At 41.3% G+C, this 23,628-nt stretch carries 21 protein-coding genes and 2 tRNA genes; 13 read left to right on the forward strand and 10 right to left on the reverse strand.

Annotation, left to right across the window (positions count from 1 at the left end; translation table 11 throughout):
* Positions 1 to 42: 42 nt before the first annotated feature.
* Complete coding sequence (locus BKL49_RS03080; RefSeq protein ID WP_077423160.1) at positions 43 to 933, reverse strand: RimK family alpha-L-glutamate ligase; 891 nt, start codon at positions 931 to 933, stop codon at positions 43 to 45.
* Positions 934 to 1,057: 124 nt separating this feature from the next.
* On the opposite strand from BKL49_RS03080, the gene BKL49_RS03085 reads away from it, so the two are divergent.
* From BKL49_RS03085 to BKL49_RS03110, 6 genes are all read left to right on the forward strand, one after another.
* On the forward strand, positions 1,058 to 1,321 hold the full coding sequence (locus BKL49_RS03085; protein ID WP_077423161.1) for a GrxA family glutaredoxin: 264 nt from the start codon (positions 1,058 to 1,060) through the stop codon (positions 1,319 to 1,321).
* 208 nt (positions 1,322 to 1,529) lie between these two features.
* The gene (gene citD, locus BKL49_RS03090) at positions 1,530 to 1,817 is read left to right on the forward strand and encodes a citrate lyase acyl carrier protein (protein WP_077423181.1); all 288 of its coding nucleotides are present in this window, start codon (positions 1,530 to 1,532) and stop codon (positions 1,815 to 1,817) included.
* Positions 1,814 to 2,689, forward strand: coding sequence for a citrate (pro-3S)-lyase subunit beta (gene citE, locus BKL49_RS03095; RefSeq protein WP_167367110.1), 876 nt, complete (start codon positions 1,814 to 1,816; stop codon positions 2,687 to 2,689). The genes citD and citE overlap by 4 nt, the downstream gene beginning before the upstream one ends.
* Before the next feature lie 11 nt (positions 2,690 to 2,700).
* Complete coding sequence (gene citF, locus BKL49_RS03100; RefSeq protein ID WP_077423162.1) at positions 2,701 to 4,203, forward strand: citrate lyase subunit alpha; 1,503 nt, start codon at positions 2,701 to 2,703, stop codon at positions 4,201 to 4,203.
* A 300-nt stretch (positions 4,204 to 4,503) separates the two neighbouring features.
* Positions 4,504 to 5,901, forward strand: coding sequence for a triphosphoribosyl-dephospho-CoA synthase CitG (gene citG, locus BKL49_RS03105; protein ID WP_077423163.1), 1,398 nt, complete (start codon positions 4,504 to 4,506; stop codon positions 5,899 to 5,901).
* 2 nt (positions 5,902 to 5,903) lie between these two features.
* Positions 5,904 to 7,343 (forward strand): anion permease, encoded by a 1,440-nt coding sequence (locus tag BKL49_RS03110; protein WP_077423164.1) that lies wholly within the window; start codon positions 5,904 to 5,906, stop codon positions 7,341 to 7,343.
* Between the two features lie 120 nt (positions 7,344 to 7,463).
* Here BKL49_RS03110 and BKL49_RS03115 read toward each other — a convergent pair whose 3' ends face one another.
* From BKL49_RS03115 to orn, 9 genes are all read right to left on the reverse strand, one after another.
* Positions 7,464 to 8,093, reverse strand: coding sequence for a glutathione S-transferase family protein (locus BKL49_RS03115; protein WP_077423165.1), 630 nt, complete (start codon positions 8,091 to 8,093; stop codon positions 7,464 to 7,466).
* A gap of 55 nt (positions 8,094 to 8,148) precedes the next feature.
* Entirely contained in the window at positions 8,149 to 11,091 is a 2,943-nt protein-coding gene (gene glnE, locus BKL49_RS03120) for a bifunctional [glutamate--ammonia ligase]-adenylyl-L-tyrosine phosphorylase/[glutamate--ammonia-ligase] adenylyltransferase (RefSeq protein WP_077423166.1), read from the reverse strand.
* Positions 11,088 to 12,029 (reverse strand): tRNA (adenosine(37)-N6)-dimethylallyltransferase MiaA, encoded by a 942-nt coding sequence (miaA, locus tag BKL49_RS03125; protein WP_077423167.1) that lies wholly within the window; start codon positions 12,027 to 12,029, stop codon positions 11,088 to 11,090. The genes glnE and miaA overlap by 4 nt, the downstream gene beginning before the upstream one ends.
* Positions 12,030 to 13,913 (reverse strand): DNA mismatch repair endonuclease MutL, encoded by a 1,884-nt coding sequence (mutL, locus tag BKL49_RS03130; RefSeq protein WP_077423168.1) that lies wholly within the window; start codon positions 13,911 to 13,913, stop codon positions 12,030 to 12,032. It abuts the gene before it with no gap.
* Positions 13,913 to 15,412: an N-acetylmuramoyl-L-alanine amidase gene (locus BKL49_RS03135; protein ID WP_077423169.1), complete on the reverse strand. Its 1,500-nt coding sequence runs from the start codon at positions 15,410 to 15,412 to the stop codon at positions 13,913 to 13,915. The genes mutL and BKL49_RS03135 overlap by 1 nt, the downstream gene beginning before the upstream one ends.
* A gap of 2 nt (positions 15,413 to 15,414) precedes the next feature.
* On the reverse strand, positions 15,415 to 15,897 hold the full coding sequence (tsaE, locus tag BKL49_RS03140) for a tRNA (adenosine(37)-N6)-threonylcarbamoyltransferase complex ATPase subunit type 1 TsaE (protein ID WP_077423170.1): 483 nt from the start codon (positions 15,895 to 15,897) through the stop codon (positions 15,415 to 15,417).
* Between the two features lie 153 nt (positions 15,898 to 16,050).
* Positions 16,051 to 16,126, reverse strand: a tRNA-Gly gene (locus tag BKL49_RS03145).
* Positions 16,127 to 16,142: 16 nt separating this feature from the next.
* Positions 16,143 to 16,218 (reverse strand) — tRNA-Gly (locus BKL49_RS03150).
* A gap of 93 nt (positions 16,219 to 16,311) precedes the next feature.
* Positions 16,312 to 16,860: an oligoribonuclease gene (gene orn / locus BKL49_RS03155; RefSeq protein ID WP_077423171.1), complete on the reverse strand. Its 549-nt coding sequence runs from the start codon at positions 16,858 to 16,860 to the stop codon at positions 16,312 to 16,314.
* 68 nt (positions 16,861 to 16,928) lie between these two features.
* Here orn and rsgA point away from each other — a divergent pair, with 68 nt between their 5' ends.
* The 7 genes from rsgA (at position 16,929) to BKL49_RS12865 (ending at position 22,918) form a co-directional block, all read left to right on the forward strand.
* Positions 16,929 to 17,969, forward strand: coding sequence for a small ribosomal subunit biogenesis GTPase RsgA (gene rsgA / locus BKL49_RS03160; protein WP_077423183.1), 1,041 nt, complete (start codon positions 16,929 to 16,931; stop codon positions 17,967 to 17,969).
* 181 nt (positions 17,970 to 18,150) lie between these two features.
* A complete protein-coding gene (gene ptsH, locus BKL49_RS03165; protein WP_077414172.1) occupies positions 18,151 to 18,408 on the forward strand; it encodes a phosphocarrier protein Hpr in 258 nt (85 codons plus the stop codon).
* A 107-nt stretch (positions 18,409 to 18,515) separates the two neighbouring features.
* Complete coding sequence (gene ptsI / locus BKL49_RS03170; RefSeq protein WP_077423172.1) at positions 18,516 to 20,243, forward strand: phosphoenolpyruvate-protein phosphotransferase PtsI; 1,728 nt, start codon at positions 18,516 to 18,518, stop codon at positions 20,241 to 20,243.
* A gap of 59 nt (positions 20,244 to 20,302) precedes the next feature.
* On the forward strand, positions 20,303 to 20,803 hold the full coding sequence (crr, locus tag BKL49_RS03175; protein ID WP_077423173.1) for a PTS glucose transporter subunit IIA: 501 nt from the start codon (positions 20,303 to 20,305) through the stop codon (positions 20,801 to 20,803).
* A 70-nt stretch (positions 20,804 to 20,873) separates the two neighbouring features.
* Positions 20,874 to 22,073 (forward strand): mannose-6-phosphate isomerase, class I, encoded by a 1,200-nt coding sequence (manA, locus tag BKL49_RS03180; protein WP_077423174.1) that lies wholly within the window; start codon positions 20,874 to 20,876, stop codon positions 22,071 to 22,073.
* A gap of 93 nt (positions 22,074 to 22,166) precedes the next feature.
* Complete coding sequence (locus BKL49_RS12605) at positions 22,167 to 22,322, forward strand: hypothetical protein (protein ID WP_244151940.1); 156 nt, start codon at positions 22,167 to 22,169, stop codon at positions 22,320 to 22,322.
* A gap of 404 nt (positions 22,323 to 22,726) precedes the next feature.
* On the forward strand, positions 22,727 to 22,918 hold the full coding sequence (locus tag BKL49_RS12865) for a hypothetical protein (protein ID WP_425271860.1): 192 nt from the start codon (positions 22,727 to 22,729) through the stop codon (positions 22,916 to 22,918).
* The last annotated feature ends 710 nt before the right edge of the window (positions 22,919 to 23,628 follow it).

Consider the following 23,628-nt stretch of genomic DNA (forward strand, 5'->3'; position numbering starts at 1 on the left):
ATTTCAAATAAATAAGGCGAACATTAATGTTCGCCTTTTCGATCAAATGTTCTTTTCTAAATACAAAATCATCTGCTGTGCAATGTCAATGCCACCGGTCTTCTCAATCATTTCCAAACCCGGACTTGCATTGACTTCTAACACTAACAAGCCCGTTTTTGAACGGATTAAATCAACCCCGGCGACCTCTAATCCCAAGGCTTTTGTCGCTTTCACGGCAATTAGCTTTTCTTCCGCCGTTAGATTAATCTTTTGTGCCGTACCGCCACGATGAAAATTGGCACGAAATTCCCCTTGTTGCCCGATTCGTTGCATACTTGCCACCACCTTATCGCCAATCACAAAACAACGAATGTCCGCTCCCTCGGCTTCTTCAATAAAATCCTGCAGTAACACCGGTATATTCGCTTGCTTTAAAGTTTCCAAAATACTGACCGCACTTTGAGGCTTTTCTGCCAGCATTACACCAATACCTTGCGAACCGTTTAATGTTTTAATAATCAACGGTGAAGCCATTTGTTGAACTGATAATTTAGGTTCAACCTCAATCCCCGAAAGACTACTTGGTGGTGTGGGAATGCCCTGCTCCATTAAAATTTGCAAACCTTGCCATTTATCACGGGCGGCAAGAAAGGCTCGCGCATTATTTAAACAATAAGTCCCTTTTGCCTGAAAGTGACGCAACACAGCACACCCCATTTGGGTACTTGTCGTGCCAAAGCGTGGCAAAACCGCATCATAATGCGGTAAAAGGTAAGCTTCGCCTTCCAAAGGTTGATAGAAAATCGCAAAGTGCGGTGGATTTTGAGTAAGTTTTAAAATACAACGATTTGGATCAAGAATATCCATTTCGTGACCGCATTGTTCTGACGCTTGTTTTAAACGGCGGCAACTATATAGGCGCGGTTCACGGCAAAGCATTAATAATTTCATTTGATATTCCAAGGTAAAAATAGCAATACATTATACCAATCACAATAATCCTGAAAAACTGTTTATGGATAAACCAAAAAACGGTAGAATCGCCGCGTTTTTTACATTAACAAGAGGAAAATTTATGTTTGTCGTTATTTTTGGTCGCCCAGGTTGCCCTTATTGTGTACGTGCAAAAAATCTTGCAGAAAAATTAAAAGGTGAAGTGGCTAATTTTGATTACCGCTATGTAGATATCCACGCCGAAGGCATTACTAAAGAAGATTTATCAAAATCAGTCGGCAAACCGGTTGAAACCGTGCCACAAATTTTTATTGATGAGAAACCAATCGGCGGTTGCACCGATTTTGAAGCATTGATGAAAGCCCAGTTTGGTATCGTTGCTTAATCTTTAAAAAAAATGAATGTTCCGCAAAAGTGCGGTCAGTTTTGAGGGTGTTTAAATTCACCTTAAAAACTGACCGCACTTTTTTTCTTTCCCGCCAATTTGTTGATCTATGTCACAAAAAATACCTCTTTAATGTTAGCGAGTTGGCGTGAAAGCCAGTAGAATGAGCGACGATTTTTTATGCGAATAGATGAAGGAAACCACAATGATGAAGATTACTAAATCAGCCCTTGCCGGCACACTGGAATCCAGTGATGCTTTGGTTCGCATTGAACCGGCAAACTGCTTGACGATTGAAATTAACAGTTCTGTCGGCAAGCAATTTGGTGAAGCGATTGAGCAAACCATTCGCGCCACTTTGGCAAAATTAGGCGTAACGAAAGCCTTTGTTGCCGTGGAAGACAAAGGTGCGTTGGATTGCGTCTTGCAGGCTCGTGTGAAAGCCGCGGTAATGCGTGCAACGGACGAAGCAATTAATTGGGAGGCAGTGCTATGAAATTAAGAAGAAGTATGCTGTTTGTGCCGGGATCTAATGCGGCAATGCTGAGTAACAGTTTCATCTATAAACCGGATTCCATTATGTTTGATTTGGAAGACGCGGTGGCATTAAAAGAAAAAGATACGGCACGCCTTCTTGTGGCACACGCCTTGCAACATCCGTTGTATCAGGAAATTGAAACCGTGGTGCGTGTGAATCCGTTAGATTCTGAGTTTGGTTTATTGGATTTAAATGCGGTGGTGCGTGCCGGTGTGGATGTGGTTCGTATGCCAAAAACCGAAACGGCACAAGATGTGATCGATATGGATCGAGCCATCACCGAAATTGAAAAAGCCTGTGGGCGTGAAGTGGGTTCAACCAAAATGTTGGCTGCGATTGAATCGCCACTCGGTATTACTCAAGCCAATCAAATTGCGACCGCTTCCCAACGCTTAATCGGGATTGCATTAGGCGCGGAAGATTACGTTCGCAATTTAAAAACCGAGCGTTCGGCGGATGGTATTGAATTATTATTCGCCCGTTGTTCTATTCTTCAAGCGGCACGCGCAGCCGGTATTCAAGCCTTTGATACCGTTTATTCCAATGCCAATAACGAAGAAGGTTTCTTGCAAGAAGCCGCACTGATTAAGCAACTTGGTTTTGACGGCAAATCCTTAATTAATCCCCGCCAAATTGAATTGCTACACAATTTATTTGCACCGACACAAAAAGATGTAGAACAGGCAAAACGTATTATTGAAGCCGCAGAAGAAGCACAACGTCAAGGCAGCGGTGTAGTGTCATTAAACGGTAAGATGATCGATGCACCGATTATTGATCGGGCAAAATTGGTATTAGAACGTGCCAAATCATGCATTCGTGAAGAGTAAGGGAGAAAAAAATGACAACCAGAGAACAACGTGTTGAAAAATTCAATGCCGGTCGTGCGCTTTATCAAGCCGTCCCAAAAGCAGAATCCCTTGCCCGCACAGCGAAAGATCGCAAATTGTGTGAAAATCTTGAAGAAGCCATTAAACGTTCGGGGCTACAAGACGGTATGACGGTTTCTTTCCACCACGCTTTCCGTGGCGGTGATTTTGTGGTGAATATGGTGATGGATAAAATCGCCGAGATGGGCTTTAAAAACTTAACACTCGCCTCCAGTTCACTTATCGACAGCCATTCTCCCCTTATTGAACACATTAAAAATGGCGTGGTCAGCAAAATCTATTCCTCCGGTTTACGGGGTGAATTGGCAGAACAAATTTCACGCGGTTTATTAGACGAACCGGTGAATATTCACTCTCACGGTGGGCGTGTGCATTTAGTGAAATCGGGCGAACTTAAAATTGATGTCGCTTTCTTGGGCGTACCTTGTTGCGATAAATTTGGTAATGCCAATGGTTTTACCGGCAAAAGCAAATGCGGTTCATTAGGCTATGCCCGTGTAGATGCGGAATATGCCAATAAAGTGGTGTTATTAACGGAAGAATTTGCCGACTATCCTCATCACCCAATTAGTATTGGGCAAGATCAAGTGGATTTCATTGTAAAAGTCGATGCCGTAGGCGATCCGAAAAAAATCGGCGGCGGTGCAACCCGAATGACCACCAACCCACGCGAATTATTAATCGCCCGCAAATGTGCCGAAGTGATTTTCGCCTCAAGTTATTTTAAGGACGGATTCTCACTCCAAACCGGTTCAGGCGGTGCGGCATTAGCCGTAACCCGTTTCTTGGAAGAAAAAATGCGCCGTGAAAATATCACCGCAGATTTCGCCCTTGGCGGCATTACGGCAAGTATGGTGGCATTGCACGAAGCCGGCCTCATTAAAAAATTATTAGACGTGCAAAGTTTTGATGCCGTTGCCGCAGAATCTCTTGCTCGCAATCCAAACCATATTGAAGTTTCCGCCAATCAATACGCCAATTACAGCTCTAAAGGCGCATCGGTTGAACGTTTGGATGTGGTCATTCTTTCCGCCTTGGAAATTGACACCAAATTCAATGTAAATGTATTAACCGGTTCTGACGGTGTGATCCGTGGTGCGTCCGGCGGACATTGTGATACTGCCGCTTCCGCTCAAGTCGCGATTATCGTTGCACCTTTAGTTCGTGGTCGTATTCCAACAGTGGTTGAAAATGTGATCACCTGTGTCACACCGGGTGAAAATATCGATATTTTAGTGACCGATCACGGCGTAGCGGTAAACCCGAAACGTACCGATTTAATCGAATCCCTCACTCAAGCAGGCATTCCGTTGTTCACCATTGAACAGCTTTGCGAACGGGCTTACAGCCTCACCGGTAAACCAAAAGAAATTGAGTTTACCGATAAACCGGTTGCGGTGGTGCGGTATCGTGATGGGTCGGCGATTGATACGGTGTATCAAATTAAAGAATAAAGGTTTCGCCTTATGGGCGACCTACTTTTCTTTGCTTGTGCAAAGCAAAGTAGGCAAAAGAAAGCACACCCCAGCTAATTTGCAACGCTGATCTCATTGCGGATTTTCTTAACGAAAAATTTGTAAACTCGCAACTTTGTTGCTCAAACAATACAAATTTTTCTAAAAATCCTTATTCGTTCAGGCAAATTAGATGGGGCCCCTTGCCAATCCTGCACTTCGTTCCCTTTTTTTACGGGGACGCTGCCGAAGGCTAAGAGGGGATTAACAAAGTTAATACGTTAAAAGAGCGGTCAAATTTTGCAGCGTTTTTTTCAGACATTTTCGACTCAAGGTAAAGGAATTTCGCTTGAAGACTTGCTAAATGCCCGTGAAGCGCGGGCGTTGTTGCAGCAACGGCTTTTGGCGAAATATCGTCAGCCTTTAGTTTCCGTCACATTAACCGCCGTGGGGAGTGTGAAGAAAAACCCATTGTTGGATTATGTGTTTGAAAAAGCATTAGAAAAATTGACCGCACTTTTTGCACAACGCAACCGGCTTATCACCGAAAAAATTGTTCGCCCTCTCGATACCGGACACGAGGCTTTTTTTGTTCTCCCGATCAACGCCGATGAATTAAAACAGGCGATGATTGAATTAGAAGATAGCACGCCGCTTGCCAGACTTTGGGATTTGGATGTGTTTGATGAAAATGGCAATCTATTAAGCCGTGCGGAATTTGGATTTTCACCGAGGGCGTGCCTAGTCTGTGGTGATAATGCCAAATATTGCGCCCGCCATCGTCAACACCAAACAGAAGAAATTATGGCGGAAATGCAACACCGTGCGCAGGGGCATTATTTCGCCGAACAAATTGGCGGATTGGTTTATCAGGCATTATTGCAAGAAGCACGCTTATCGCCCAAACCGGGACTGGTAGATGCCCTCACCAACGGTGCGCACACTGATATGAATTTACAAACTTTTGAACAAAGTGCGGTCGTTTTGAAGCCATTTTTTACAGACTTTGTGCTGAAAGGAATGGAAACGGCAAACCTACCCGAAAACCAAATACTGGCACAACTTCGCCCCATTGGTATTCTGGCGGAAAAAGCGATGTTACTGGCTACGAAAAATATCAACACGCACAAAGGGGCAATTTTTTCTTTTGGATTGGTTTGTGCCGCAATCGGACGATTGAGCGCGCAGGCACAATTCAAATCTTATGCAGTAAATCTTGATGTGACGTTAATTTGTCGTCTTGTGGCACAATTTGCAGCAGGACTCACAAAAGAGCTTGAGCATTATCCAACCCACCTTCCTATTACCGCCGGCGTGCGTTTATTCCGAGAATACGGTTTAACCGGTGCACGCGGTGAAGCGGAAAGTGGTTTTCACCAAATTCAAACCTTGTTACCACTGCTTGATGAGTATCATCAGCTCGCGTGGGAACACCGTTTGTTAATCGCTTTGTTACATTTAATGGCTAAAAATCCGGATACCAATGTGGTTCATCGGGGCGGATTGGAAGGCTTGCAGTTTGTGCAGCAAAGTGCGATTGATTTACTTGAAAATCAATCACTTGTGTTAGATAAAGCAGGACTCACACAAGCCTTGTTAAAGTTTGATTCCGACTGCATTGAGAAAAATTTAAGTGCAGGCGGAAGTGCCGATCTCTTGGCGCTGTCGATTTTCTTTTTATTGTTTAGAGGTGACTAAAAATGGCATTATCCAAAAATGCAAAGTTAGTGATTCTGGCGGCAATCCCGTTGATCACGTTTATCTTGCCTGCACCTGAGGGGCTTTCTCTCATTGCTTGGCGTTTACTCGGTGTATATATCGCAACAATCGTAGGGCTTGTCATCAAACCTTACGGTGAACCTGTCATTTTATTGGCAGCCATTGCGGTTTCCGGTGCGATCATTGGTAACACCGAAGGGGCGAAAGAATTAGTGAAAGTCGGCAATATGTTGGACGGTTACAAATCCGGCACAACTTGGCTCATTTTCACAGCATTCACATTAAGTTCTGCTTTCGTGATTACGGGGCTTGGTAAACGTATCGCTTACCATATGATTGGTGCAATGGGTAGTACAACCTTGCGCTTAGGCTACGTCACGATGTTTTTGGATCTTTTGCTCTCTCCGGCAACCCCTTCCAACACGGCACGTGCCGGAGGGATTATTTTCCCAATCATTAATAGTGTCGCCGTAGCATTAGGTTCTGATCCTGAAAACAGCCCGAAAAAAGCAGGGCGTTATTTGATGATGAATCTCTATATGGTGGTAAAAACGACCTCCTATATCTTCTTAACTGCAATGGCACCCAATGCACTCGCCCTTTCCTTAATGGCGCCAATCCTTGGGTTTGAAACCACGTGGATCAAATGGTTTTTAGCTGCTTCCGTACCGGGATTAATCTGCTTATTCCTCATTCCTGCAGTATGTTACTTCGTATCAAAACCGGAATTGAAACACGTTGACAACAAAGAAATCGCCCGCAAAGGCTTAGAAGAATTAGGCCCGATGTCTTTCCGTGAAAAAGCATTAACCCTATTATTCGTCATTGCTTTATTTGGTTGGATCTTCGCCGATGCACTTCACGTGAATGCGACTATTGTTGCGATAATCGTGATGGTTCTTTGTATTATTTTAAACATCGTTTCTTGGGACGATATTTTGAAAAGTAAAGGGGCGTGGAATACCTTAGTTTGGTACGGTGGTATCATCGGTATGTCAGGCTTACTCGAAAAAGCCGGTTTCTTCAAATGGTTAGCCACCACATTGAGTAACATGTTGCAATTTGAAGGCCACGGCATTATGGCATTAGTCGTGATTCTCACGTTGAGTGTTGCTGTACGTTACCTATTCGCCTCCGGTGGTGCTTACGTTGCCGCGATGGTACCGGTATTCGCGACCGTAGGTCACGTTGCCGGCGCACCAACCGAATTATTAGCCCTTGGTATCGTATTTGCCAATGCATACGGTGGCTCTGTAACGCACTATGGTGGTGGCCCGGGCCCAATCGCATTTGGTGCAGGTTATAACGATATCAAATCTTGGTGGATCGCCGGTGCGATTATCGGCTTTGGCAGCTTACTTATTCACTTAACCATCGGCATTGCTTGGTGGGAATTATTGATGGGATTAGGTTGGCTATAAAGCTAATTCATTCTTAATAAAACTAAAAAAGTGCGGTTAAAATTGACCGCACTTTTATATTGGTAAAGTAGACAAAATTGTTAATCAAAACAAGATCCTGTAAAACAACAGGACCATTTTTTATCTTTTTAACCCTTCAATGTTTCTTACATTTTCCACTGCCTGATCGGCTTCCACACGTTGCATAAAAGGTGAAAGCTGAGTTAGGTGGCTAAAATCAAGTCCTACTGCTCGACACCAATTTAGCATAATGTAGAGGTAAATATCAGCAACGGAAATATTTTCACCAAAATAAATATGGCTTTCTAAATGTTCATTTGCTACGGCTAATTGAGCCAAAATTTGTTCAACGGCTTGTTGGCGAATAGTTTGTGCCAATGAGTCATTATCTTTTGCATAGTCAGGCAAACGGAATAGTGGCACAAAAGATTTATGTATATCGGCATTGAAAAATGCTAACCAACGCACTGCTTTGGCTTTATCACGTACGGTTTTACTACCAAATAATTTGGCGTTCGGATAAAGCTCATCCAAATAATGCAAAATTGCCTGATTTTGTGAAAGTACTAAATCACCATCAATTAAAACCGGCACTGCACCTCTTGGGTTTAAGGCTAAAAATTCGGGTGATTTAATCAACTCACGGGTTGCGGCTTCAAATTCATAAGCCTGGTTCTCACGTGTTTTTAACCATTCCAATGCAACATGTGGAACGAAAGAACAAGCACCCGGCAAACCATATAATTTCATTAATATACTCCTTGATTGACATTAAAAAATGCGGTTAATTCTACCGCACTTTTTATCAACTAAATAATTTTTCCCAAAATATTTTGATAAATTCCCTCTCCTTTATAAATTCATCATTTGAAACGATAGAGGGTCTTCCCAGCAAATTTAAATGATGTATTTTATTCCTTAACTCAACATAACATTGCTTTAAATTTTCACAATCAGCAATACTGATAATATGGGCTTCTGCCATTGAATCAAAAATTCTGATGTTATCCGACCATTGAGTGAGCGCAATGTTTTGTGATGCATTGGCAAGAACAAGATATTGAGCAATAAATTCAATATCCGTTATGCCGCCATAATCTGTTTTTAGATTAAATTCGTTTTCTTGAGAATGTGAAAGGTTGGCAAACATTTTTTCCCGCATTTCCACTACTTCTTTTTTGAGCGTAGCCAGATCTCGTGGTGATGAAAGGACAGATTGACGAATATGTTCAAATTTTTGGCGTAGTTTTTCTTCTCCAAAAACAGGGCGGCTTCTTACAAGCGCTTGTTTTTCCCACGTCCAAGCTTCATTACGTTGATAGTTTTCAAAGGCAGAAAGGGAGCAGCCTAACAAACCGGCATCGCCTGAAGGGCGTAAGCGCATATCGATTTCATAAAGGATACCGGCACTGGTATTAAGATTAAAAATGCTCACAATTTTTTGAGCAAGTCGAAGATAGAATTGGTTATTATCAATGGTTTTCTTGCCCCCGGCAGTTTCTCCTTCCACAGCATCGTAAAGAAAAACCAAATCAAGATCAGATTTATACCCTAATTCAATTCCCCCTAATTTCCCATAAGCAATCACTAAAAAACCTTTTTCATTAGGTTGTAGATGTTGCGGTGTACCAAAGCGGGTTACCATTTGTTTCCACGCAAGATTGACAACGGCTTCAATGATTGCTTCTGCCAAATAAGTTAAGTGATCACTGACTTTCATCACCGGTAATGCACCTAAAATATCGGCGGCGGCAATGCGTAATAAGGTTGACTGCTTAAATTGCCGTAAGGCATCAATAATTTGTTCTTCATCATCTTGTGGTAAACGTAACAAGTATTGCTGAAGTTCGGTGGAATATTGGGTGAAAGAAAGGGGATGGCGTAAACTTTCCGTATTGAGTAATTCATCAAGTAAAATCGGATGTTGCGCCAGTTGATCGGCAATCAATTGAGATTTTGCACAGAGTTCAATAACCTGTTGTAAGGCTTGTGGATTTTCCAGTAATAATTCTAAATAAGTGGTTCGACCGGAAATTTTTTCCATTAGATGCAAAATCCGTGGTAATAACGTGCGGTAGTTTTCTTGTTTAAAAATTAAGGTAAGCACAATCGGTAAAAGTTGTCCGAATACTTCTCTCCCGCGATTGCCAATAATGCGGCGGTTTAAACTTTCTTTAAATTGTTCTAATTGATTTAAGAGATCATCGATATGTTCCGATTGAACCTTTGTTTCTTGCAACATTCGCTCAATGTCATCAAAATCCGCCTCAAGAAAATCCAGCCACTGATTGTCTTTTTCTAACTTTTCATCTTTTTCTTCGCCAATCAATTGATTAAACACCGAACGCACATTTTCTTGATGTTGTTGCAAAGTGCGGTAAAAATCCTGCCAGTTTTTGATTGGATAAGTTATATGAATCACTTCACCTTGTTCATTTTGACAGGTGAAATGGCGACAGGCTTCAATTAAACGGAAGCGGTCAATTTCATCACTCGGTAAGGTTTGGGTTTGTTGATCGTTAATTGCCTGTAATATGTTTTCAACTCTTCGTAGAAAAAGATAGCTTTCGCGTAAGGATTGGGATTGCGATTGGGTTATTAACCCCAGTTTTGTGATTTCCGGTAATACATTTAGTAAACAATATTGTTGCAAAGCAATTTCCCGCCCACCACGGATCAGTTGAAAAACTTGAACAATAAATTCAACTTCACGAATACCACCTGCGCCCAGTTTGATATTATCCCGCAGCCCACGGCGGCGTACTTCACGTTCAATTTTGCTTTTCATTTCACGTAATGATTGAATGACGCTGAAATCAATATAACGGCGATACACAAAAGGGCGGAGCATTTTTTGTAAATATTGACGGTGCGGATCCTTATCTTGCACGCCTAAAATACGCCCCTTAATCATTGCATAACGTTCCCAGTCCCGCCCCTGATCTTGATAATATTGTTCCATTGCCGAAAAACTGAGAACCAATGCGCCACTTTCGCCGAAAGGTCTTAATCGCATATCGGTACGATATACAAAACCATCGCCGGTAAAATCATCTAATGCACTGATTAACCGTTGTCCCAGTCGGGTAAAAAATTTTGCATTATCGACCGATCTTCGGGCATTTGTTCCCGTAATATCGGTTTCTCCTTGTGCAGGGTAAGTAAAAATGAGATCAATATCGGAAGAAAAATTCAGCTCAAATCCGCCCAATTTTCCCATTCCAAGAATATACAGTTGTTGGGGCTTTCCCTGCTCATCTCGGGGTGTACCCATTTCCTGACAGGCTTGCCGATAAAGCCAATCACGTGCGCCAATAATAAGGCTTTCCGCCAGTTGAGAAAGTCGAATAAAAATCTGTTCCACAGTGGCGAGATTAAGGCTTTGGCAGAAACTTAATTTTGCCATTTCAATATGACGGAATATCCGTAAGGTTTTATAAAATTCTGCCTCATCAGAAATTTTGCTTAATTGATGGGCTAGGCGTGTGGAATATTGATCACACTCGGAAAAAGTCGGGCTTTTTTCCCACCATTGTGCCAGTAAGTGCGGTTGTTTTTGCAACACTTTTTCCACAAAATCAGACATTGCCACCGCATAGCCTAATTGCCCTATGGGATGGTTTCGATCAGGGTAAGATTGTTGAATGTTGTGGGAAAGATGGGCGGAATCAATTTCAGGAAAGGATTGGCATAAAGTTGTGCCGAGAGCGTTAAGTTTTTGTTCAATAAGGGCAGAAAGTGCGGTCATTTTTTCTCTCTTTTTTGTTGCTCAAGTAAACGTAATACGGTTTCCTTCGCTTGTTCCGGTTGTAAACTGTCTAACCATTGAACGGGCGTTTTCCAACCGCGTAGCCAAGTTATTTGGCGTTTGGCAAGTTGGCGTGTGGCGCAAATTCCCCGAAAAACCATTTCATCGTGATCATAATGTCCTTGTAAATATTCCCACATTTGGCGGTAGCCCACACAGCGAATGGAAGGTAAATTAATGTTCAGATCGCCACGTGCGTAAAGTTTTTCCACTTCTTGTTGGAAGCCCTGTTCAATCATTTTATGGAAGCGTTGCTCAATGCGATGATGTAATACTTGGCGATCTTCCGGTGCGATAGCAAATTGCAACACCTTATAGGGCAATGCCTCGCCTTTTTGTTCTGTCAGTTCGGTTAAAGTTTTGCCTGTAATGTAAAATACCTCTAAGGCACGATTTATACGCTGGGAATCATTCGGGTTAATACGTTGTGCCGAAGTCGGATCAATTTTAGCAAGATCTTGATGTAATGCCGTCCAACCTTGTTGTTCGGCTTTTTGTTCAATCTCGGCACGAATTGTTTCATCGGCAGAAGGCAAGGGAGAAAGCCCTTCAATCAAAGCTTTATAGTAGAGCATTGTTCCCCCCACCAATAAGGGAATTTTACCTTGCGCGGTAATCTCAGCCATTTCACGCAAGGCATCATCACGGAAATTCATTGCCGAATAGCTTTCAGCGGGATCTAAAATATCAATCAATCGGTGTGGGGCTAAAGCCAGTTCCGCTTTTGAAGGTTTCGCCGTACCAATATCCATTCCTTTATAAATCAATGCAGAATCTACGCTAATAACTTCCACCGGCAACTGTTGGCGAAGTTGAATTGCCAAATCGGTTTTGCCGGAAGCCGTTGGCCCCATTAAAAAAATTGCAGTGGGTTTCATCTATAGTTCATCCAATAAAGGTTGCCAGTTAATCGGTTTGAGTAATTGCTCAAATTCGGCACGGTTTGTGTTGTTAAAAAGTAATTCCGTCTCGCTTAATAGTTTGACGGCATCTGCAAATACATTGAGTTTTTTCGTTTCTAATTGGGCGCAAAGTGCGGTCAAAAATGGGAGGGGATTTTCTTCTGTATCCAACATTGCTAGCACGCATTTTTGCAGGTTTTGTGTGCGTAGCAGGGCGGGTACACGATTTAAAGTTAAGCGATATTGAGCTTGGTTGGCGACAAATTCAAAGCCGATTTTGGCAAAATCCTCCGCCAGTTTTTCCCATTGCTGAAATTGTTTTTCCGTTAAACGAAAAACAAGCGGAATGAGCAAAGGTTGCTGTTCAATCTGTGCTTGTTGTAATGCCAATTTCCATTGCAAATGTTGCAATTTTTCCAAAGAAAGCAAAAAGTAATCTTGGTTTTGTTGCAATAACAACGCACGGTTTTCAATTAATGCTAAGGCACGCAAATATGTGGGATTTTGATTAATTTCGGTTGACGTGATCCTTTGTGTCTGCGTTAAATCAATCCTGTTGTGATGTTGTGCCGTTTGCAATAATTCGCCATACAGTTTTTGCTCGGTTTTGCTCGGTTGTTCCGCACGGTAAGTTTCCCGATAATCACGATAGCCCTGATAGGACGGACGGGAAGAAACGCCATAATCGGTCGAAAAGTGCGGTTGATTTTGAGAAGGTTTTTTGCCGGAATAGGTTGAGGAAAACGTATTTTGCCCTGCTGCCGCCCGATTAGGTTTACTTGCCAAAGGAACGTGATAAGTAGGCATAGGTTCGCGAATTTCATTTTCGTGCGTATTGTTGACCGCACTTTCTTGCAGCAAAAATTGGCTGTTTAAAGCGTGGCTGATACCTTCGTAAATAAAATCGTGAATCAGGCGTTGTTGATGAAAGCGTACTTCGTGTTTTGTTGGATGAACGTTTACATCCACTTCGTGCGGATTGAGATCGATAAATAATACAAAAGCAGGGTAACTTTCATTTGTTAAATGTTCCGCATAAGCCTGACGGATAGCGTGGGTAATCACTTTATCGCGAACCATTCGCCCATTGATATAGCAATAACTCAGATCATTTTGTGAACGGCTAAAATTCGGTGTTGCCACCCAGCCGGAAAGGTGTAAATCATTATGTTTCCAATCAATGCGTAGGGCATTTTTTACAAAATCCTCGCCACAAATTGCCGCAACCCGTTTAAGTTGTTGGGCTAAATCAGTCGCCGGGCGATATTGACGGATGATTTTTCCATTGTGCGTGAGGGTGAAAGCAATATTGAATTTTGCTAAGGCAATGCGGCGAATGACTTCATCAATATGTGTAAATTCGGTTTTGTCTGTGCGTAAAAATTTACGCCGTGCGGGGGTGTTAAAAAATAAATTAGCCACTTCCACCGTTGTGCCGACAGGATGAGAGGCAGGTTTAATGGTCGTTTCCATATCCCGCCCTTGTGCATAGACTTGCCACGCTTCTGTTTGTTCTGCCGTGCGTGAAGTAAGCGTCAAACGTGAAACGGAGCTAATACTCGCCAATGCTTCACCACGAAAGCCAAGGCTCAAAATGGCTTCAAGATCATCTAAATCGGCAATTTTGCTGGTGGCGTGGCGGGCAAGGGCAAGGCTGAGTTCCTCTTTGGGAATACCGCTGCCGTTATCACGAATACGAATAAGGGAAGCACCGCCGTTTTCAATATCCACTTGGATTTTGTTTGCCCCGGCATCAAGGCTGTTTTCCACCAGTTCTTTCACCACAGATGAGGGGCGTTCCACCACCTCGCCGGCGGCAATTTGATTGGCAAGTTGAGGTGAAAGAATTTTAATCGCCATTATTTCTCTCTTAATTTAATTTTTTGTCCTGTTACAACTTTTCCGTCTTTTAATTTCGGGTTCAGTTTTAAAATTTGATTTACCGGAATGTTATATTCTCGGGAAACCGCATAAAGGGTTTGATCTTTTTTGATCGTATGATAAAGCGGAATGTCGGTTTTTTTGCTTTCGGTTTTATCGGTTTTTTCCCCGTCTTTTCCTTTTTTGTTATCCGTTGATTTTGCTTTTTCAGAAACGGTTTTTTCCGTTTTCTTTGGTTCAACCACTTTCTGATTTTTACCGTTATCCGGAATTTTAATGGTTTCTCCTACCCACAATTCTTTGCGTTTGAGATTATTCAAAGCAACAATGTCAGCGACTTTCACATCATATTTGTTGGCGAGGCGACCAAGACTTTCGCCATTTTTGACTTTATGTCGAATACCGCTGTCTTTAATTTCCAAAGTGCGGTCATTTTTTGTGGTGTTTTTATCCGTTGATTTTTGAGGTTCTTTTGGCGTATTTTCCACCTTTTTATTTTTACCGTTATCCGGAATTTTAATGGTTTCGCCCACCCATAATGCTTTGCGTTTGAGATTATTTAAAGCAACAATATCGGCAACTTTTACATCATATTTATTGGCAAGGCTACCAAGGCTTTCACCATTTTTTACTTTGTGCAGAATCGTGCTTTCCTTTGCCAAAGTGCGGTTGGTTTTATTGGTGTTTTCTTTTTCTTCGCCGTCAAAGGCAACAATGGATTTTAAATTGCCATTACGGTATGCCACCAATCCTTCGTAAATCATATAAGCAATACGGCGGCGATAAGCCGGAGAATTCAGTTTTTGTTCTTCTTCCGCATTGGAAAGAAAACCGGTTTCCACTAAAACGGAAGGAATATCCGGTGAACGTAACACACCAAGACTGGCGTGCTGTGGTGTACTACGGCTGAGCGGGGTGACTTTGGCGAAACGGCGTAAGATACTTCTGCCGATTTCATAACCGGTGCGTTGGCTATGACCAAATTGCAGATCCAACACGGTTTGATCTAAATATTTATCGTTATTGTGAGAAAGCACTTTGCCCGCACCGCCTAATAATTCGGAGCGTTTTTCATCGTCTTCCAACCATTGCCCCATTTCATCATTGGCTCGGCGATTGGATAATACCCATACGGAAGCTCCCCGTTGATTTGGGTTTAATGAAGAATCGGCGTGGATAGAAACCAAATAATTTGCCTTGAATTTGCGTGCGATTTCCGAACGTTCCGGCACAGAAATATAGTAATCCCCATTGCGGGTGAGAACGCCACGAAAATTAGGATCTTTATCAAGTAAGGCTTTGAGTTCGCGGGCAATCGATAGGGTAACATTTTTTTCGTAAATGCCGAGATTGCGTCCGATTGCGCCGGGGTCTTTACCACCGTGACCGGGATCGATAGCAATTGTCCACGGTGCGGCAAAAACCGCTGAAGAAAAAAGAGATAATATTCCAAAAAGAAATGAAAATGTTGCTTTCATATTTAAACTAATAATTGTTGAATAATTTGTTCACCCAGCGGATTTTGGGCGATTAACGTTATATTTCGTGCATCATCATAATAGTCAATATTCACCAATAAATCGGCAGGTGGCAAAATGCCTTCGCCTTTTTCCGCCCATTCAATGAGGCAAATCGAATCTTTGGCGAAGTAATCGCGAATTCCCATAAATTCTAATTCTTCAGGATCGGCAAGACGATACAAATCAAAATGATAAATCATTTTTCCGGCAATATTGTATTCCTCTACCAAGGTGTAAGTCGGGCTTTTCACATTGCCTTTATGCCCTAATCCTTGCACCATACCGCGGGTAAGGGTTGTTTTTCCCGCCCCTAAATCGCCATTGAAGTATAAAACCACTGCTCGTTCGGCTTGGCATTGCACAATGGTTTCCGCCAATTTTTTACCAAAGCGAAGCATTGTGGATTCATCAGGAATATATTGGGTTAATTCGGTTGTATTCATTATGATTTATGGATGTCAAAATAATGCGAAATTCTACCGCACTTTTTCCTTTTCATTAAGGGGATTTTGCCGGTTCAAGTGTATTCGGCAGAAATTATTTCCTATTTGAAAGATATAAAAAATCCGCTGCTTTTCAGCAACGGATGATAAATTTGGAGCGGGAAACGAGGCTCGAACTCGCGACCCCAACCTTGGCAAGGTTGTGCTCTACCAACTGAGCTATTCCCGCAGAAGATGTGAAAGAATGGAGCGGGAAACGAGGCTCGAACTCGCGACCCCGACCTTGGCAAGGTCGTGCTCTACCAACTGAGCTATTCCCGCAGTTCACATCAGTGAATGCGGCGGTATTATACGAATATTTTTAGTGGTTGCAAGGGCAAATTCAATGAAAAAGGTTACTTGCCGAAGTTTTCATCAATCTAATTGGATAAAATGATCGCGGTAATAAGCCAATTCTTTTATGGACTCACGAATATCATCCAGTGCCAAATGCGTATTGCCTTTTTTGAAGCCCTCCAAAATCTCGGGTTTCCAGCGGGCGGCTAATTCTTTTAGGGTGCTGACATCCAGATGGCGATAGTGGAAATAATCGGCCAGCTCGGGCATATATTTATAAAGAAAACGCTTATCTTGAGCGATGCTGTTGCCGCAAATCGGCGAAGCCCCTTTAGGCACCCAGCGTTTTAGAAAATCTAAGGTTTGTAATTCTGCCGCACGTTCCGTTAATTTACTGGCTTTGACATGATCAACCAAGCCATTTGCGGTATGGGTTTTGACGCACCAATCAGACATTTTTCCTAATAATTCATCACTTTGATGTACCGCAAGCACCGGCCCTTCGGCAAGAATGTTGAGATTTTTATCGGTAACGATGGTGGCGATTTCAATAATCCGTTCTTTTTCGGGATCTAAGCCCGTCATTTCTAAATCGATCCAAATCAGATTTTGTTTATCTAATGGCATAATATAAGGTATCCTATGTGAAATTTTTTCCATTCTATCAAAATTACGATAAAAACGACCGCACTTTTATGGCTAAACGTAAACTTACTCAAAACCAAACCCGCCGAATTGAATCGAACAATACCCGCACGCTTCACCGCCACAAAAGAAAAGATATTGAGTGGGCGGATGAAATGTCGGGCGAATCGCAAGAGGGGATTGTGGTGACGCGTTATTCCGTTCATGCCGATGTTGAAAGTGAAGATGGGGAAATTTATCGTTGTAACTTACGCCGCACACTTTCAAGTTTAGTAGTGGGGGATAAAGTGGTTTGGCGTAAGGGGAATGAACAATTACAAGGTGTAAGCGGCGTGATTGAGGCGATTCACCCACGAATGAATGAAATTGCCCGCCCCGATTATTATGACGGTTTGAAGCCGATTGCGGCAAATATTGATCGTATTATCATTGTCTCGGCAGTGTTGCCGGTGCTTTCGTTGAATATTATTGATCGTTATCTTGTGGTGTGTGAAATTGCAGGCATTGAGCCGATAATTGTGGTTAATAAAGGGGATCTACTTTCAAAAGAACAAGAAAAAGAAGTGGAAGATCAGTTGCAAATTTATCGAAATATTGGTTATCAAACGCTGATTATTTCCGCCCAAAACGGTAAAAATATGGAAAAATTGACCGCACTTTTAAGTTCGGGAACATCCATTTTTGTGGGGCAATCCGGGGTCGGCAAATCCAGTTTAATTAACCATATTTTACCAAGCGTAAATGCTCAAGTGGGCGAAATTAGCGAAAATTCAGGCTTGGGGCAACATACCACCACTTCTTCAAAGCTTTATCATTTGCCCCAAGGGGGGAATCTTATTGATTCACCGGGGATTCGGGAGTTTGGCTTGTGGCATTTAGAGGCAGAACAAATTACCCAAGGTTACCGTGAATTTCAATATGTGTTGGGAACGTGCAAATTCCGTGATTGCAAGCATTTAACCGATCCCGGTTGTGCTTTGCGTGAGGCGGTAGAAAGTGGTCGAATCTCAGCAATACGTTTCGATAACTATCATAAACTCATTGCCGGTTTGTCGGAAGGCAAGTCACATCGCCATTTTTCAACCTTTTAAAAAGGTAAAAACAAGCAGGGAAGATTTCATCAATAGTAAGAAAAATTCTTGTTTTTTTGTGACCTAGCTCAACTTTTTTAACCTTTCGCCTTGATTATTTTGCCTTTAGCAAGGATACTATGCCAAATTTTTAATCTAACCGTTTTTTTAATTAAGCAATGACTATAATAGAGGTAACATTATGTTCTCAAAAGATGTAGAAATTACAGCGCCTAACGGCTTGCATACCCGCCCGGCAGCACAATTTGTGAAAGAAGCAAAAGCCTTTGCTTCCGATATTACGGTGACTTCAGCAGGTAAAAGTGCAAGTGCAAAAAGTTTGTTTAAATTACAAACTTTGGGTTTAACACAAGGAACGGTTATCACCATTTCAGCTGAAGGTGAGGACGAACAACAAGCGGTTGAACATTTAGTCGCATTAATTCCAACTTTAGAATAATTTTGATCATAGCCATAAAATCCGTTTTAAATTTACTTCGGTAGATGCGGCGGTATTTTATGGCTATTGTTTTATTTAACCCCTATTGATTAATTTGGAAGGTGAATATGATTTCAGGTATTGCAGCGTCTCCGGGAATTGTTTTTGGTAAGGCATTAGTTCTTAAAGAAGAAAAAATTGTTCTCGATACAACCAAAATTGAAGACGAACAAATTGAAGCGGAAGTGGCACGTTTTTATGAAGGACGTAACGCAGCCGTTGAACAGCTTAATTCCATCAGAGATCGTGCGTTATCCTCATTAGGTGAAGAAAAAGCGGCGATTTTTGAAGGTCATTTAATGATCCTTGAAGATGAAGAATTAGAAGAAGAAATTCTTGATTATTTACGTTCGCACAAAGTGAATGCAGGTGCGGCGGCAAGTAAAATTATTGACCAACAGGTCGCAATGTTATCAGAAATTGATGACGAATATTTGAAAGAGCGTGCCGGTGATATTCGCGATATTGGTAACCGCTTAATCAAAAATATTTTAGGAATGAATATTGTCGATCTTGGCGATATTAATGAAGAATCCATTCTTGTTGCATATGATTTAACGCCGTCCGAAACCGCCCAATTAAATCTTGATAAAGTGCTGGGTTTTATTACCGATATTGGCGGGCGTACTTCCCACACTTCAATTATGGCGCGCTCATTGGAGCTACCGGCAATTGTGGGGACGAACAATGTAACAGAATTGGTGAATTCCGGTGATTTCCTCATTCTCGATGCGGTTAATAACAAGGTTTATGTTAATCCGACTCAAACACAAATTGATGAATTAAAAGCCTTAGAAGCTAAATTAGCGGAAGAAAAAGCGGAATTGGCGAAATTAAAAGATCTTCCGGCAATTACGCTTGATGGTCATAAAGTTGATGTGGTAGCAAATATCGGGACGATTCGTGACTGTGAGGGGGCAAACCGCAATGGTGCGGAAGGTGTAGGATTGTATCGTACAGAATTCCTCTTTATGGATCGTGACCAACTTCCAACAGAAGAAGAACAGTTTATTGCTTATAAAGAGGTTGTAGAAGCAATGGACGGTCATCTGGTTGTACTTCGTACGATGGATATTGGTGGTGATAAAGATTTACCATATCTTGATTTACCAAAAGAAATGAACCCGTTCTTGGGCTGGCGTGCAATTCGTATTGCCCTTGATCGCCGCGAAATTCTTCACGCACAGTTGCGTGCCGTATTGCGTGCTTCGGCTTTTGGTAAACTTGCCGTGATGTTCCCAATGATTATTTCCGTAGAAGAAATTCGCGAATTAAAATCCGTTATTGAAACCTTAAAAGCGGAATTGCGTACGGAAGGTAAAGCATTTGATGAAAATATTCAAATCGGTGTAATGGTGGAAACGCCGTCTGCTGCGGTCAATGCGAAATTCTTAGCAAAAGAAGTTGACTTCTTTAGTATCGGCACAAACGACTTAACCCAATATACCTTGGCGGTTGACCGTGGTAATGAGTTAATATCTCACCTTTACAATCCAATGCAACCTTCTGTTTTAGGGTTAATCAAACAAGTTATTGATGCCTCTCACGCAGAAGGTAAATGGACAGGAATGTGCGGTGAATTAGCCGGCGATGAACGTGCTACCTTATTATTATTGGGAATGGGATTAGATGAATTTAGTATGAGTGCCATTTCTGTCCCTCGTATTAAAAAATTGATCCGCAATGTGAATTTCCAAGATGCAAAAGCACTTGCCGATAACGCATTACAGAAACCGACTGCCAAAGAAATTGAGCAGTTAATTGAAGAATTTTTGGCAGAAAAGGCACTAAACTAGATACAACATCAATGTTTTAGGCTAAAATGTCACCATTATTAATGAATAGGAGATTAAAAATGGGTTTATTTGACAAACTATTCGGTTCTAAAGAGAAAAAATCAGTAGAAGTCGAAGTTTATGCACCGCTTTCCGGTGAAATTGTAAACATTGAAGACGTACCTGATGTGGTATTTTCTGAAAAAATCGTTGGCGATGGTATCGCTATCCGTCCTACCGGTCATAAAATTGTTGCACCGGTTGATGGGGTGATTGGTAAAATTTTTGAAACCAACCACGCATTTTCAATGGAATCAAAAGAAGGGGTTGAATTATTCGTTCACTTTGGTATTGATACCGTTGAATTAAAAGGTGAAGGTTTTACCCGTGTGGCACAAGAAGGTCAGGCAGTAAAACGTGGTGACACCGTTATTGAACTTGATCTTGAATTGCTTGAATCAAAAGCCAAATCGGTTTTAACACCGGTTGTGATTTCTAATATGGATGAAATTTCAAGCATTGATAAAAAAGCAGGTGAAGTGGTTGCCGGTGAATCTGTGGTACTCACTCTTAAAAAATAATTTTATAATGATGCTAAAAAATCCGCCAACTGAGCGGATTTTTTATTATCCAACTTAAAGAGGAAAAAGAATGATTTATAAACTTACGGGCGCACTTCAACATTATGTTTGGGGTGGTCATCACTATATTCCACAATTATTAAATATTCCTGCCGAAGAAAATCAGTACTATGCCGAATGGTGGCTTGGCGCGCATACTTCCGCTCCCTCAATGGTTGATAATAATGGAAAAATCTTACCGCTTACTGAATTTTTACAACAAAATCCGACCGCACTTGGTGAAAAAAGCCGAGAAACTTTTGGTGATGAATTACCTTATTTGCTGAAAATTCTTGATGTCGCCAAACCTCTTTCGATTCAGCTTCATCCGACCAAACAACAGGCGGAAATTGGTTTTGCGGAAGAAAACGCTAAAGGTATTGATTTAAAAGATCCAAAACGTACTTATAAAGACAATAACCATAAACCGGAAATGATGATCGCCTTATCCGATTTTGGGTTATTACACGGTTTTAAAACAAAAGAAAAAATTTTGGCAACATTGAAAAGCAAGCCATCACTTGCACCTTTAGCCGAAAAATTACACACGCAAGATCTGCACGCATTTTATGCCGATATTATGCAAGCGGAGCAGTCTCAGCTACATCAATGGTTAGTTCCCATTATTGAACAAAACCGAGCTGTTTATGCGAATAATGAACTAACCCTAGATAACCCTGATTATTGGCTATTATATGCTTTGGAAGCAATGGCGATTTCTTTGGATAAATTAGATCCAGGGCTGGTGTGTTTCTATTTATTTAATATTGTGCATTTGAAAAAAGGTGAAGGCATTTATCAAGATGCCGGTATTCCACACGCCTATTTACGAGGACAAAATATCGAATTGATGGCGTGTTCCGACAATGTGATTCGTGGGGGCTTAACGCCAAAATATGTGGATATTCCCGAATTGCTCAACGTAGTGGATTGTCGGGAAATCGAACCGAAAATTATCCCGCCGGCACCTAATGACGCGCGCGTATTCACCTATACCACGCCGGCAAAAGATTTTGCTTTGCAAAATATCCAATATGAATGTGGTGAACATCACCAATTAAAAAACCATAGTGTGGCGATTTTAATGGTGATGAAAGGGCAATTAAATTTACGTTCGGAAACGACCGCACTTTCTCTTAATCAAGGGGAATCAGCATTTATCACAGCAGGCGCTTCTTACGAAGTGGAAGGATTAACGGAAGGGTATGCTATCGTAGCAAAATTACCTTAGGGTATTTTTTCTTGATTAGTACATTTTAGGGAAGAGAGGATAATATTTCCCCTAAAATAATCATCGATGCTTAACAAATTAGGAGTAAATCTTATGTATCAATTTAGCTTTGTAAATCCAACCCGTATTGAGTTTGGTGAAGATAAAGAACAAAAAATTGGCGAATATATAGCTGAATTTGGTGTGCAAAAAATACTGATTGTTTATGGCAGTGAACGTATTAAACAATCGGGGGGGGGGGGTATTTGATACCGTGGTCAAGAGTTTAACCGCCAATGGTATTGAATTTGCGACGTTGGGCAGGGTGAAAAGTAACCCTATTCTTAGCAAAGGTAAACGAAGGGATTGCGTTAGCCATTTTTGACATTATTATCTTAGCAGCGACAGGATCGGAAATGAACTCTGGCGGTGTTGTAACGAAGAAATAAACCTTACAAAAATATTCAATTCACAATTATCCACTCTTTCCAAAAGAGTCGGTGATTAACCCAAAATTACAAGCAACGGTAAGTCGTGATTATTTGGTTTATTCCGCTGCAGACATCATTGCCCATTACATTGAAGGCTATTTCACGGCAAGCGCGTAACCAACATTGACTAATATGCAAATTGAAGCAAATATTAAAACCGTTATTTGCACTACAGAAACTCTTTTGGAAAATCCAAATGACTATGATGCGCGTGGTGGATTTACTTGGGCAACAACGGCATTAAATGGTTTAGCTTATGTGGGAACAAAAGATTATAGCTACCCAAATCATATGATCGAACATGCAATGAGTGCTGTATGTGATGTACCACACGGTGCAGGACTATTGGTAGTAATGCCGGCGTGGATGACGTGATGGAAGGAGTGTAATCTTAACCAATTCAAACGCTTTGCTAAAGAAATTTTTGGTTTAAGCACCGAAAAGAGGGCATCGCCGCTTTAAAAGCGTGGTTTAATAAAATAGGCACACCAACTAAATTAGGTCAATTAAATATTGAAGGGGATGCCCTCGAAAAAATCATTGACACAGCAACTCAAAATGCTATCGACTGGAAAATGAGTGATATTTACAGCCGTAAAACCATCATAGAAGTTTTTGAACTTGCTAAATAAACCACTAATTTAATGGGAAATAATTAATTTTTTATTAATAAAAAGTGCGATCAAAAGTGAGCGCACTTTTTAATCTACTTGGGATATAAATACTAAATTTTTAACATTCATAATCCTTTTCAGGATCTAATTCAAAAGCATAGAAAAAAATACCTTTAATAAGCTCTTTACTTTCACGGTTTAGACACACCCAAAAGTCATCTTAGGGAATAAATATACCATAATTCCCATTTGTGGTTTAATCTCAATAGAGAAAGAATATACTCCTACAAATAATTAAAAAGATGACCCCTTCTTTTAATATAGTTTTAGATGATTTAAAAAGCTATCTTTTGTTAGAGTTTGACAGTAAATATTTTAGAACTTTAGCAAAAAATACTGCTTGTAAACTTCAGATACAAAAATCCCCTCAAGCTTGTCTCTTAGCTCAAGGAGATTAAAATAATAACCCGG

Origin of the sequence: Rodentibacter myodis (assembly GCF_001999305.1) — a bacterium.
Taxonomy (GTDB): domain Bacteria; phylum Pseudomonadota; class Gammaproteobacteria; order Enterobacterales; family Pasteurellaceae; genus Rodentibacter; species Rodentibacter myodis.